Origin of the sequence: Acinetobacter sp. UBA3461 (assembly GCF_002381195.1) — a bacterium.
Classification (GTDB): domain Bacteria; phylum Pseudomonadota; class Gammaproteobacteria; order Pseudomonadales; family Moraxellaceae; genus Acinetobacter; species Acinetobacter schindleri.
Genome location: NZ_DFRO01000046.1, coordinates 1 through 12,441, shown reverse-complemented (window position 1 = coordinate 12,441; position 12,441 = coordinate 1). Strand labels below are relative to the sequence as shown.

Annotated in this window: 14 protein-coding genes; 5 read left to right on the top strand and 9 right to left on the bottom strand. The window is 42.8% G+C overall.

Going from position 1 to position 12,441, the window contains the following annotated elements; genetic code table 11:
• The first annotated feature begins 143 nt into the window (after positions 1 to 143).
• The 5 genes from B3D47_RS13470 to B3D47_RS13450 all read left to right on the top strand — a co-directional run bounded on the left by B3D47_RS13470 (position 144) and on the right by B3D47_RS13450 (position 4,357).
• The gene (locus B3D47_RS13470; RefSeq protein ID WP_286862473.1) at positions 144 to 1,703 is read left to right on the top strand and encodes a circularly permuted type 2 ATP-grasp protein; all 1,560 of its coding nucleotides are present in this window, start codon (positions 144 to 146) and stop codon (positions 1,701 to 1,703) included.
• Positions 1,704 to 1,726: 23 nt separating this feature from the next.
• On the top strand, positions 1,727 to 2,329 hold the full coding sequence (locus B3D47_RS13465) for an alpha-E domain-containing protein (protein ID WP_004892897.1): 603 nt from the start codon (positions 1,727 to 1,729) through the stop codon (positions 2,327 to 2,329).
• Positions 2,326 to 3,108 (top strand): transglutaminase family protein, encoded by a 783-nt coding sequence (locus tag B3D47_RS13460; RefSeq protein WP_004892899.1) that lies wholly within the window; start codon positions 2,326 to 2,328, stop codon positions 3,106 to 3,108. The genes B3D47_RS13465 and B3D47_RS13460 overlap by 4 nt, the downstream gene beginning before the upstream one ends.
• A gap of 12 nt (positions 3,109 to 3,120) precedes the next feature.
• The gene (locus B3D47_RS13455; protein ID WP_005222442.1) at positions 3,121 to 3,855 is read left to right on the top strand and encodes a proteasome-type protease; all 735 of its coding nucleotides are present in this window, start codon (positions 3,121 to 3,123) and stop codon (positions 3,853 to 3,855) included.
• Positions 3,856 to 3,928: 73 nt separating this feature from the next.
• Positions 3,929 to 4,357, top strand: coding sequence for a BLUF domain-containing protein (locus B3D47_RS13450; RefSeq protein WP_286862468.1), 429 nt, complete (start codon positions 3,929 to 3,931; stop codon positions 4,355 to 4,357).
• A 44-nt stretch (positions 4,358 to 4,401) separates the two neighbouring features.
• On the opposite strand, the gene alr is transcribed toward B3D47_RS13450, so the two are convergent.
• From alr to B3D47_RS13405, 9 genes are all read right to left on the bottom strand, one after another.
• Positions 4,402 to 5,472, bottom strand: coding sequence for an alanine racemase (alr, locus tag B3D47_RS13445; protein WP_286862466.1), 1,071 nt, complete (start codon positions 5,470 to 5,472; stop codon positions 4,402 to 4,404).
• A gap of 229 nt (positions 5,473 to 5,701) precedes the next feature.
• Positions 5,702 to 7,141 carry a replicative DNA helicase gene (gene dnaB, locus B3D47_RS13440; protein ID WP_004815691.1) on the bottom strand — a complete coding sequence of 480 codons (1,440 nt, stop codon included), beginning with the start codon at positions 7,139 to 7,141 and terminating at the stop codon, positions 5,702 to 5,704.
• Positions 7,142 to 7,358: 217 nt separating this feature from the next.
• A complete protein-coding gene (gene rplI, locus B3D47_RS13435; protein WP_004815692.1) occupies positions 7,359 to 7,805 on the bottom strand; it encodes a 50S ribosomal protein L9 in 447 nt (148 codons plus the stop codon).
• A 9-nt stretch (positions 7,806 to 7,814) separates the two neighbouring features.
• Positions 7,815 to 8,042 (bottom strand): 30S ribosomal protein S18, encoded by a 228-nt coding sequence (gene rpsR / locus B3D47_RS13430; protein ID WP_004278792.1) that lies wholly within the window; start codon positions 8,040 to 8,042, stop codon positions 7,815 to 7,817.
• A gap of 12 nt (positions 8,043 to 8,054) precedes the next feature.
• On the bottom strand, positions 8,055 to 8,441 hold the full coding sequence (rpsF, locus tag B3D47_RS13425) for a 30S ribosomal protein S6 (protein WP_004278789.1): 387 nt from the start codon (positions 8,439 to 8,441) through the stop codon (positions 8,055 to 8,057).
• Positions 8,442 to 8,939: 498 nt separating this feature from the next.
• Positions 8,940 to 9,818, bottom strand: a complete 879-nt coding sequence (gene cyoE, locus B3D47_RS13420) for a heme o synthase (RefSeq protein WP_005222432.1) — start codon at positions 9,816 to 9,818, stop codon at positions 8,940 to 8,942.
• Positions 9,819 to 9,828: 10 nt separating this feature from the next.
• Complete coding sequence (locus B3D47_RS13415) at positions 9,829 to 10,155, bottom strand: cytochrome o ubiquinol oxidase subunit IV (RefSeq protein ID WP_004815696.1); 327 nt, start codon at positions 10,153 to 10,155, stop codon at positions 9,829 to 9,831.
• Complete coding sequence (gene cyoC, locus B3D47_RS13410; RefSeq protein ID WP_004815698.1) at positions 10,155 to 10,775, bottom strand: cytochrome o ubiquinol oxidase subunit III; 621 nt, start codon at positions 10,773 to 10,775, stop codon at positions 10,155 to 10,157. Before cyoC ends, B3D47_RS13415 begins: the two co-directional genes overlap by 1 nt.
• A gap of 4 nt (positions 10,776 to 10,779) precedes the next feature.
• Positions 10,780 to 12,441 (bottom strand): cbb3-type cytochrome c oxidase subunit I (locus tag B3D47_RS13405; protein WP_286862464.1); only part of this gene is annotated, 1,662 nt, incomplete at its 5' end.

Below are 12,441 nucleotides of genomic sequence, written 5' to 3'. Positions count from 1 at the left end.
ATAGCAGAATAGATACACATTGGTGCAAAAATGCCATTGAGTCACTTGGAATTAAAGGGATTAATGGTAAGTACAAAAATACCGCATGGCATGGATATTGCTTTGTTAAATATACAATTTGATTACAATACGACGAGGTTTGTATGCTAAAAGAAACCCAGGATACAAATATCACAACGACTATAGAAAATTTTACAACAACGGCGATTAACACTAATTTTACAGAATCGAAGGACACGGTAGCAACTCACACAGGCAAACCTCTACAAGTGCTGCAGCAGATGGCATCTAAATTCTTTAATGAAATGCGTGATGACCAGAATATGAATGGTCTGGCTGGGCAAAAAATCGAAGAGTGGCTGTCAAAGCATACTTTAGATGAGCTTAACACCCTGAATAAATTGGCAAAAGAACATTTTCTTTATGAAGGAATTACCTTCACGGTTTATGGAGATGAAGAAGGCATCGAACGTACCATCCCTTTTGACATTATTCCACGCGTGATTGCACGCAAGCAATGGAATATGGTGGCACTCGGTTGTGAACAGCGTGTTAAAGCCCTGAACCTGTTTTTGCATGACATCTATCATCAGCAGGACATCCTCAAAGCTGGGATTGTGCCTGAGCTGCAAGTGCTGACCCATGAGGCTTATCAGCCACACATGTATCAGCATAGTCTGAAAGGCAGCATTTATAGTCAGATCAGTGGTATTGATATTATCCGTGACTCAAAGGGTGAGTTCTATGTACTTGAAGATAACCTCAGGACCCCTTCAGGTGTGTCTTATATGCTGGAAAGCCGTAAGATCAGTGAAAAGTTGATGCCAGGCCTGTTTGAACAGACACCTATTGCTGGTGTAGAGCAATACCCACATTTACTCAAAGAAATTCTGGCAGAAAACTCAGCTGTCGATAATCCGTTTATCGTGGTCCTGACTCCGGGCCGTTTCAATAGTGCTTACTATGAACATGCTTTCCTGGCAAGGGAAATGGATGTGCCATTAGTGACATCACGTGACCTTTATGTAGAGAACGCGAAAGTTTATGTAAAAACTATACGTGGTCGTCAGCAGGTAGATGTTATTTATAGACGTGTCGATGATGCCTATATCGATCCGCTTTGTTTTAAACCTGATAGTACCCTTGGCGTACCAGGCCTGATGTCTGCCTATTTGCAGCACAACGTTGTTATTGCGAATGCACCGGGAACCGGTGTAGCAGATGACAAGTCAATCTATCCTTATGTGGATAAGATGATCAATTTCTACCTTGGCGAACAACCCATTCTGAAGAATGTTCCCACTTACCAATGCCGTGAAGCTGAAGATCTTGGTTATGTATTGGCGCATCTTGATGAGCTGGTTGTGAAAGAAGCCCAAGGTTCAGGTGGCTATGGCATGCTGATCGGTCCACAGGCGTCTAGACAGCAGATTGAAACCTTTAGAGAGAAAATCATGGCTGCGCCACATTTATATATTGCCCAACCAACGCTGGATCTGTCTGTCAGCCCAACTTTAACCAATTATGGCATTGCAGAACGTCATATTGATTTGCGTCCATTTGTACTCAGCTCACCCTATCGTACTGAAATCGTACCGGGTGGACTGACACGTGTAGCAATGCAAGCAGGTTCGCTGGTCGTGAATTCCTCCCAAGGCGGTGGCATTAAGGATACCTGGATTGTCGATAATCTCCATTCATAAAAATAGCAAAGAAGGAATTTGTCATGCTTTTACTTAATTCCAATGCGCAACATATTTTTTGGTTGGGTCGCTACTTATCAAGAACACAGTTTTTATGTGCCCATTTTCCATTTTTAGAAGATGATGCGGCAGTCGCGTATGCGCATGCATTCTGCCTGCCAGCCTTTGATGCCAGTTCGCTAAATGAACTGGTGCTGGATCCGGCTCAACCTTATTCATTCCATCAACAGTTTAAAGTGGCCCGTGACAATATTCAGGAACTACGTGGTGTACTGTCTGCCAAAGCTTATGCAGAACTGAACCGCCTGATTCGTACTGCTGATCAGAATGCCGGTTATATCTGTGATGTCGTGACAGATTGTCAGGATATTCTGGAAGGTGAAGCTCCGGATGTGTTTCTGTTTTTTAGTCTGGGTCAATGTCTGGAAAAGCTTGATCAGGAGCTACGTCTAGGTGAAGACACCACCACTACAATTGCAAAAATTGATTATGTGATTGAATCCTTGGTTGAGATGGGATGGTCAGATCTGAATGAATACTGGAACCAGCTACGTGACCATACTGACCTGATCAATTTTTACCAATTCAGTGATTATATTCATCATATGTTCGAGATTAATGTATGAAGTTGATGGTGAATCACCAAACGCATTATAGCTATACCGAGACTGTCACCAGTAGTATTCAGTACATTAAGATGATGCCTTCCAGTAATGTACATCAGCAAGTGCATTCCTGGGATGTCAGCGTGCCGGGCAGTCGGGAGCTGAGCCGGGATGCCTTTCATAATTTGTGGATTACCAGTACTCAACGCACACCTTATCAGTACTTAACCATTATGGCGCAAGGTATAGTCGATTTAAATCCCTTGAATAATGATCAGGGAATGAATGACCAGATCAATCCAAACTTGTTCTTGCAGCCAACTTCAACTACTCAGTGTAATGAGGAGATGAAGGACTTTGTAAAACAGTATGTGCCAGTTCCAACGCGTCTAAATCTGATCGCATTGGCTCAGGCGGTATTGGAGCATGTACCGTATATAACAAATAGTAGCTCGGTACATGGATCCGCCATTGATGCTTTTGAGGCGAAACAGGGTGTCTGTCAGGATCATGCTCATATTTTCATTGCCATGTGCAAATATCTGGGCTTACCGGCACGTTATGTTTCGGGTTATTTGTATGCTCAAAATACTTCTCATCTGGCCAGTCATGCCTGGGCAGAGGTATTTATTGACCAAGCTTGGTATTGCTTTGATGTAAGTAATCAGTTATTTGTACCTAGTGCACATATTTATGTTGCCATTGGGCGCGACTATTGGGACGTCGCGCCGGTACGTGGGGTAAGAGAAAAGGGCGGAGTGGAATCCATGCATTCCATCGTCCAGGTTCTAAGTTGTTAGTAAGGACAAAAAATGACTTATTGTTGTGCGCTTCGTTTGGAGCAGGGGATGGTGTTCATTAGTGACACTCGGACAAATGCGGGTGTAGATCATATATCGGTGTTTCGCAAATTATATACCTTTGGTATTCCGGGTGAGCGCGTCATTGTTATTCAGGCATCAGGAAATCTGGCTACGACACAAGCGGTGATCGGGCATATTAAAAATCAGCTGGAACTGAATCAGGAACCTAATATTCTCAGCTTGCATACCATGTTTGAAGTCGCGGAACTGGTCGGCCGTACCTTGAAGCATGTGATTGAAAGTGTAACTACAGATACCATGGAGCAAAGCAACTATTATTGCAGCTTATTGGTGGGAGGTCAGATTGCCGGACAAGATATGCAGCTCTATCATATTTATCCACAAGGCAACTTTATCTGTGCAACCAGTGATACGCCATATTTCCAGATCGGGGAAAGTAAATATGGCAAGCCGATTCTGGATCGGGCACTCAGCTATGATATGCCGCTAGATGAAGCACTGCGATGTTCACTGATTTCTTTCGCTTCGACTTTACGTTCCAATGTTTCCGTAGGTATGCCGTTGGATGTGCTGGTTTATCATAAAGACACATTTGAAATTCCGGCAGGTAAACGCATTCAGGAAGATGATGAATATTTCACCAAAATCAGTAAGCAGTGGTCGGATACTTTGAAGAAAGGTTTACAGGAATTACCTAAGCCAACTTTAGATTATTTTCAATAAAACTATCTATCTGTTTGATATCACGTTACAGTGGCATGCTAAATTTAAGAAAATTTAAATTACAGAGGTTAGCATGCATCATTTTTGTTATGCCAGTCAGAGTACCTCTGATAAGTCGAATTTGCTCGATGACTTAACGGATATTCTGGCCGAGGCACGAGATTTTAATTATCGTCACGATATTACTGGGGCGTTATATTTTGCAGATGGCTATTTTTTTCAATGTCTTGAAGGCAAATTGGAACATCTGAATGTATTATTTGAAAAGCTGAGCAAAGATCCACGGCATGAGAATATCAAACGTTTTGAAATGCGTCCGCTTGAGCAGATTAATTTTGCCGGCTGGTCGATGAAGTATATTTCACGATGCGATGAAATCCGGGACTTTTGTACGAATATGGGTTTTAATGACTTTACACCACATAGTTTTGAACAAGTGCATGTAGATGCGCTGTTAACTCAGCTACAAACTCAAGACCAAGAAGAAACTACAGAAAATTAAATTAAAAAGCCCAATTAATATTGGGCTTTTTAATGCACGGTATTTTAAACCAGTTTTCGGACTGGACGTGCAGACATACGACACAGCAATTCATAGCCGATAGTGCCATTTGCTTCAGCGACATCATCGACCAGACGGGTTTTACCCCATAGTTCTACTTCAGTGCCAAGCTGCAGATTGAGATCAGTTGCATCTATCGCGATCATATCCATTGCGACACGACCAATCACGCGAGTCTGTTGTCCATTAATTGCGACATAATTCTGTTTCGGGAAGGCGCGTGGATAACCATCACCATAGCCAATTGAAACAATGGCCAATGTCATGTCCTGATCTGCGGTGAAAGTCGAACCATAACCGACGTGTTCACCCGCTTTAATATGATTCAGCGTAATGACTTCAGCTGTGAAAGTCATCACTGGTTTTAAATCCAGATCATGAATCGTTTTATCTGCAAATGGAGTCGCGCCATAGAGCATGATACCTGGACGGACAAAGTCAAAATGCAGTTCAGGATATTTATAAATCGCAGCTGAGTTGCAGCATGAACCCATGAGTGGGGCACAGTCATTTTTCACTTCAAGGAACTGCTGGATTTGCTGTTCATTCAATGGGTGATCAGCATCTGCATTGGCAAAATGCATCGCAAGTACACAAGTAAAACCTTCAGCTTTGAGTTGATTGATCACCTGTTTAATCACATCAATTTTAAAGCCTAGACGGTTCATGCCACTGTTCAGTTTCACCCAGACTTTAAGGCCTTTAGTGATATAAGCATCTTTATGAGCCAGTAGCCAGTCAAGCTGCACCTGATGATGCACCACAACTTCGATATTCTGATTGATCACGATCTGCATTTCATCAGCAGAGAAAACACCTTCAATCAGCGTAATCGGTTGCTGATAGCCGAGTTCACGAATTTCCAGTGCTTCCTGAAGACAGGCGACACCGAAGGCATCGCTATCTTTTAAGGCTGCTAAGCAGTCTTTAACTCCATGTCCGTAAGCATTGGCTTTAACCATGCTGACGATTTTAGCGGTTGGGGCAAGTTGTTTGACACGGTTTAAATTATATTGCAGTGCTGTACTGTCAATATAAACTGTTGCTTGGCGCACCCTAGATACTCCTTCGGGATGACAAAATGATGTTGTGTGAAATACACAAAAGAGGGAGAGAAATAACTGTATTGATAAAACAAAATCAGTCATTTCAAAATTGTAAATATTGTAGTCCTATCCGCCACAAATGGACATGCTCATTTATATAATTTCCTCCAAGGTATGCTTAAGCAATAAAAAAGAGACCATTTGAGTCTCTTTTTTTAATCAGGTTTAAGCAGAATATTTACTCTTCATCATCATACTGCGCATAGAACTCAGGAGAGAGGTTACTAAAGCGCGTGTATTGACCTTCAAAAGCCAGACGCACAGTACCAATTGGACCATTACGCTGTTTACCGATAATAATTTCGGCAGTCCCGGCTTCTTTAGATTCCTTGTTATAGACTTCATCACGGTAAATAAACATGATCAAATCGGCATCCTGCTCGATCGCACCAGATTCACGCAAGTCAGACATAACTGGACGTTTGTTTGGACGGTTTTCCAGAGAACGGTTCAACTGCGATAAGGCAATGACAGGGCACTGCATTTCTTTAGCGAGCGCTTTTAAGCTACGGGAAATTTCCGAAATCTCGCCGACACGGTTATCACCCATGCCCGGGACTTTCATGAGCTGCAAGTAATCGACCATGATACAGCCGAGCTTACCGCCATGCATTTTGGCAATACGACGCGCACGCGCACGAACTTCCGTTGGTGGTAGAGCAGAAGAGTCATCAATATATAGGTTCTTTTCCTGCAAATGCACAATAGTGCTGGTGACTTTAGACCATTCATCACTGTCCATTTTACCGGCACGTAAATGACCCTGATGCACACGACCAAACGATGAAATCAAACGCATCGCGATCGAATCGGCTGGCATCTCCATCGAGTAAACCAGGGCAGGCAGGTTATTGTTAAACAGTACACTTTCGACCAGATTCATGGCAAACGTGGTTTTGCCCATCGATGGACGGGCTGCGACAATAATTAGGTCACCGGATTGCATGCCGGAAGTTTTATTGTCGAGTTCGACAAAGCCGGTGGTGAGACCAGTAATCGAACCTTCCATTTGTGAAAGTTCATTCAATTTATCAAAAACATCTGCAACGACGGTATTGATTGCCTTCGGCCCTTGTGCCTTGGCATTATTATTATGTTGCTCGGCAATCGAAAAAATATTGGTTTCTGCCAGATCCAGAATTTCACTGACGCTACGACCTTTGGTGTCATAGGCATTTTGCAGGATTTCCGAACTGACTTTAATCATGCTGCGTAAGGTCGAGAATTCCTTGATCTTGTTGGCGTAGGTTTCCAGGTTGTAGAAACTTGATGGCGAGTCAGCCATGAGCTGCATCAGGTATTCTTCACCCCCGATGGCATCCAGCAGATTCTGTTTAATCAGCCAGTCATGCACCAGTACGGCATCGTAAGGAGAGTTGTCCTTGGACAGCTGATCAATCGCACGGAAGATATATTTATGACGGGTTGCATAAAAATCGTTCTCAGTAAGCACATCACCGACTTGTTCAAAAGATTCGGCAACCGTCATTAAGGCAGCAAGTACAGCTTGTTCAATCGCTAAATTGTGTGGAGGCGTGCGAAACTCCTTGAGCTGAGTATCAGCAACAATTTCTGGTTTAGCGCTGTTGTGCTTAGTGCTGGCATTCGCCTGTGACATATAAAGCCCTGAATTTTAATACAATGATTTAAATATTCTCGGAGATGGATAGCAACTATCAACTACGAAGTGAAATAATACGCGTTCCGTTAAAAAATGCGAAGTGTATTTTTAAAATTACGCGAATAATAAAATGAAAGTGAGATATACCATATCTTCGAATTATTTTAGATAAAAAAAGAGCATGCCAAAGCATGCTCTTTTTCTTGGTGAGAAATTACTCAGCTACGATAGTAACTAGAACTTCTGCAACAACATCATGGTGCAATTGGATTGCGATGTTGAATTCACCAGTGTTACGAAGTGCGCCATTTGGAAGACGTACTTCTGCACGGTCAACTGTAAGACCAGCATTTGTCAACGCGTCAGCGATATCACGAGTACCGATAGAACCGAACAGTTTACCTTCATCACCAGCTTTCGCAGTGATTACGATATTTACTTCGTTCAATTGGTCAGCACGTGCTTGAGCAGCAGCTAAAATATCAGCTTCAGCTTTCTCAAGTTCAGCACGACGAGCTTCAAAAGCCGCAGTGTTTGACTCAGTAGCAGCAACTGCCATACCTTGTGGGATCAAGAAGTTACGGCCGTAACCAGCTTTAACTGAAACTTTATCACCAAGTTTACCAAGGTTTTTAATGCGTTGTAATAAGATAATATCCACAGCTCAACCTCACTTATGATTGTCAGTGTAAGGGATCAAAGACAAGTAGCGAGCTTGTTTGATAGCAAGCGCTAATTGACGTTGGTAACGAGCTTTAGTACCTGTAATACGGCTAGGAACAATCTTGCCGTTTTCAGTGATGTACTGTTTTAAAGTGTCGATATCTTTGTAGTCGATGTACGTAACGTTCTCAGCTGTAAAGCGGCAGAACTTGCGACGACGGTAAAAACGTGCCATGTTAGGTTCTCCTTATGCTTCAGCAGAGTCTTGAGCGTGTTGTGCTTCTTCACGTTGAGCTTTACGCGCACGTTTTTCTTCAGCACTCTTAGCCAATAGTGACTCTTCAGTGATAGCGTTTTCACGACGGATGATAAGGCTACGAATGATTGCGTCGTTATAACGGAATAATTCTTCAAGCTCATCAAGAGTAGTTTGACCACACTCAACATTCATAAGAATGTAGTGAGCTTTGTGGATCTTGTTGATTGGGTAAGCCAATTGACGACGGCCCCAGTCTTCAAGACGGTGGATTTGACCTTCAGCTTCTTTGATGTGAGTTAGGTAACGTTCTACCATACCCACAACTTGATCGCTTTGGTCTGGATGTACCAATAGTACGATTTCGTAGTGACGCATTGTCAGCTCCTTACGGTTTAAACAGCCCCAATTTTTAAGTCAATTGAAGCAAGGAGTCACAACCAAGGTTGTGTCGCAATATTTGCGAAGCGTGAAGTTTAGTGGGTTTTGGGGAGAAATACAACCAGATTGGCAAGAATTGCATAATTAAACAGCGGTTTTGTACGGGCTGGAATGAGTAGCACAGAAAAGAGAAGAGAAAATTGACTGAGATTAATTAATTGGTGATTTAATGATGGTTGGTAATGAGATAATTCTAATCTCGCCATCTCGCCATCTCGCCATCTCGCCATCTCGCCATCTCGCCATAATGAGTATCTTTTTACTCAAGTAGAATTCTTATTTTATGCGTTAAATGCACTTTAGAAAGATTGAAGTGTATTTTTGCAGTTGGTTTCAGAAAGACAGGATTTTAAAAGGCAAGAGTAGAAGTATTTAAAAGAGAGTCGAGGGAAATAACAGGCTTAAATAAAAAAAGATAGAGTAAAACTCTATCTTTTAAAAAATGATGTATGGCATTTGGGGAGCAGTCGATGTAAAGCAGAACAGAATACTGATCACAGTAATCAGCTTCACAGAATACATAAAATACTGCTTGGCCCACGCCTCATCATCTTTAGCCTTAAAGCCCTGAATACTTAAATAAATCCAGTACAAGGTTAAGATGTTCAACACCGCCATATAGAGCCAGTTGGCATAGCCAAAGAAAAATAGGCCATTCATGACAACCCCAAACAGAATCACATAAATCAGCGATTCGACCTTGGTGCGGTGAATTGAACGTGCTACAGGTAGAATAGGAATACCTGCATTTTTGTAATCTTGAAAACGGTAAACTGCAATTCCCCACGAGTGAGGCATTTGCCAGAAGGCATACCCAACGAAGATCAGCAGGGCACCTAAGTCAAACTGATTTGCAACTGCGGTATAACCAATCACAGGCGGAGCTGCGCCGGAAATACTGCCTACCAGAGTCTGGTGAATAGTTGTTCGTTTTGTCCATAAGCTGTAAAAACCAACGTATACGACAAAACCAATAACTGCGAATAGGAAAGCGTATGCATTTACCCAAAACCAGAGAACACTAAAACCGACCAGGCCTAATACAAAAGCAAAGGCAAGTGCGACAGGTTCAGAAATGGTTTTTTTAACAAGAGCACGATTTTGTGTGCGCTGCATTTTCTGGTCGATGTCCTGGTCAATTACATTATTGACCACACATCCTGATGCTACAACGAATGTAGTACCAAAAAGGGTAAGGAGCAGGAGAAGGAAATCTACAGAACCTTGAGCGGCTACAAAGTAGCCGCCCAAAGTGGTAACAAAGTTACCAAAGAGAATTCCTGGCTTAGTCAGGAATAAATACTTTTTCAGCATGACAACCAGTTTAGATCATCATGTTGTAGTGAAGGTAGTTCATGATCCATACAGAACCTACTAAAAGAATAGCAATGGTTAAGATGGTATACACAAATGCAATTACGTTCCAGCGTTGCTCTGAAGAAGAGTTCATGTGCAGGAAGTAAATCAGCTGTACAAGAATCTGAGCAACCGCAGTGATCGCGATGACAGTAATCAAGATACCACGGCCAAAACCGCCCGCCATAACCATACCGAATGGAATTACAGTAAGGATAACAGACAGGATGAAGCCGATAGTGTATTGCTTCACGTTACCGTGTGATTCGCCAGCAGCGTTATGATCATGACTCATTACAGAACTCCCATCAAGTAAACTACGCTGAATACACAGATCCATACGATGTCAAGGAAGTGCCAGAACAAGCTTAGGCAAGCTAGACGACGCGTGTTTGCAAGAGTCAAACCATATTTCTTGATTTGAATCATAAGCACGATCATCCAGACCAGACCAGAAGTTACGTGAATACCGTGCGTACCTACCAAAGTAAAGAACGCAGATAAGAACGCACTTGTGCTTGGACCGTGACCCGCATGAACTAAGTGATTGAACTCATATAGTTCCATGCCGATGAAGATAGCACCGAATACCCAAGTAATCGCTAACCAAGTCAGTACTTTTGCAACGTCTTTTTTGTATGCAGCAAGAACTGCAAAACCAAAGGTTACAGAAGAGATCAGAAGGGCGAAGGTTTCAGTAAGAACGAAACCTAAAGAATCGCCAAACAGATCTTTCGCACTTGGAGTGCCCACAGGAATGTGGCTACTCAAAACAGCGAATGCAATGAAGAGTGTACCGAAAAGGACAAGGTCACTCATCAAGTAAGTCCAGAAACCAAAGACAGTGATGTCAGTATCATCGTGATGATGATGCTCATCGTGTCCGTGGTTGTCGTGATGAAGTACTTCAGCCATGGTCTTAGTCCTTCTTCAAGTGTTTTTCAAGGATCGCATAGCGTTCACTTTCGATACGCTCAACTTCAGCAGCTGGGACATAGTAATCCACTTTCTTGGTGAAAGAAGAAACGATGAAGCTGATGATAGATGCAACGAAAGTAACAACTACTAACCACCAGATGTGCCAGATTAACGCGAAGCCCATAACAGTGATGAACATGGCGATAACGAAACCAGCAGCACGGTTAGTCGGCATATGGATGTCTTCGTACTTGGTTGGTTTTGCGTATGCAACACCATTCTCTTTGTCAGTCCAGAAAGTATCAATACCATTGATCTTTGGAAGGTAAGCAAAGTTATAGAATGGAGATGGAGACGAAGTAGCCCACTCAAGTGTACGACCATCCCAGATATCGCCTGTATAGTCCATATTTTGTTCGCGTTGCAAGAAACCAACAACGATCTGCATAACGAAGCAGGCAATACCTAGTGCAATAAGAATCGCACCGAACATCGCGATATTTACATATGGGTCCCATTCTGGGTTGTCAAATGTATTCAGACGACGAGTCATACCCATGAAACCAAGGATATAAAGTGGCATGAATGCAAAGTAGAAACCGAAGAACCAGAACCAGAACGCTGCTTTACCCCAAGTTTCATTTAGCTTCCAACCAAACATTTTTGGCCAGTAGTAAATGATACCTGCGAACATTGCGAATACTACACCGCCAATAATTACGTTATGGAAGTGAGCGATCAGGAATAAAGAGTTATGTACCAGGAAGTCCGCTGGTGGAACTGCCATCAATACACCTGTTAAACCACCGATACCGAAAGTCACAAGGAAGCCAAGTGTCCATAGCATTGGAGTGGTGTAAGTGATGCGGCCCTTGTACATGGTGAACAACCAAGAGAAGATTTTTACACCAGTCGGGATCGCAATAATCATGGTCATGATACCGAAGAACGCGTTAACGTTGGCACCAGCACCCATTGTAAAGAAGTGGTGAACCCAAACAACCAGTGAAAGAACACCAATTGCTACAGTTGCGTACACCATAGATTTGTAGCCGAACAATGCTTTGCGTGAGAACACTGAAGTTACTTCTGAGTAAATACCAAAAGCTGGTAATACCAAGATATAAACTTCTGGGTGACCCCAAGTCCAAATCAAGTTCACGTACAACATTGGGCTACCACCCATGTCATTTGTGAAGAAGTGGAAGCCGAAGTAACGGTCAAGAGACAGCATTGCAAGTGTTGCAGTTAACACCGGGAAGGTTGCAACGATTAATACAACTGTTACAAGCGAAGTCCAAGTGAAAATCGGCATATCCATCATCTTCATGCCAGGCGCACGCATTTTGATGATGGTAACAAAGAAGTTAACACCAGTAAGAAGCGTACCTAGACCTGAAACCTGAAGTGCCCAGATATAGTAGTCAACACCAACACCTGGAGAATATTCAATGCCTGATAGTGGAGGGTATGCCATCCAACCAGTTGCAGCGAACTCCCCAAGAGCCAGAGACACCATCATCAGACCCGCAGCACCAGCAAATAGCCAAAAGCTTAGAGAGTTCAATAATGGGAAGGCAACGTCACGTGCACCGATTTGAAGCGGTACAGCTACGTTCATTAAGCCAACTACAAGACCCATTGCTACGAAGAAGATCATGAT

Bases quoted from the DNA above. Each gene is read 5' to 3' on its own strand.
- B3D47_RS13465 (WP_004892897.1), top strand. From the start codon at position 1,727: ATGCTTTTACTTAATTCCAATGCGCAACATATTTTTTGGTTGGGTCGC.
- B3D47_RS13460 (WP_004892899.1), top strand. From the start codon at position 2,326: ATGAAGTTGATGGTGAATCACCAAACGCATTATAGCTATACCGAGACT.
- B3D47_RS13450 (WP_286862468.1), top strand. From the start codon at position 3,929: ATGCATCATTTTTGTTATGCCAGTCAGAGTACCTCTGATAAGTCGAAT.
- B3D47_RS13470 (WP_286862473.1), top strand. From the start codon at position 144: ATGCTAAAAGAAACCCAGGATACAAATATCACAACGACTATAGAAAAT.
- cyoC (WP_004815698.1), bottom strand. From the start codon at position 10,775: ATGGCTGAAGTACTTCATCACGACAACCACGGACACGATGAGCATCAT.
- B3D47_RS13455 (WP_005222442.1), top strand. From the start codon at position 3,121: ATGACTTATTGTTGTGCGCTTCGTTTGGAGCAGGGGATGGTGTTCATT.
- dnaB (WP_004815691.1), bottom strand. From the start codon at position 7,141: ATGTCACAGGCGAATGCCAGCACTAAGCACAACAGCGCTAAACCAGAA.
- cyoE (WP_005222432.1), bottom strand. From the start codon at position 9,818: ATGCTGAAAAAGTATTTATTCCTGACTAAGCCAGGAATTCTCTTTGGT.
- rpsR (WP_004278792.1), bottom strand. From the start codon at position 8,042: ATGGCACGTTTTTACCGTCGTCGCAAGTTCTGCCGCTTTACAGCTGAG.
- rpsF (WP_004278789.1), bottom strand. From the start codon at position 8,441: ATGCGTCACTACGAAATCGTACTATTGGTACATCCAGACCAAAGCGAT.
- B3D47_RS13415 (WP_004815696.1), bottom strand. From the start codon at position 10,155: ATGAGTCATGATCATAACGCTGCTGGCGAATCACACGGTAACGTGAAG.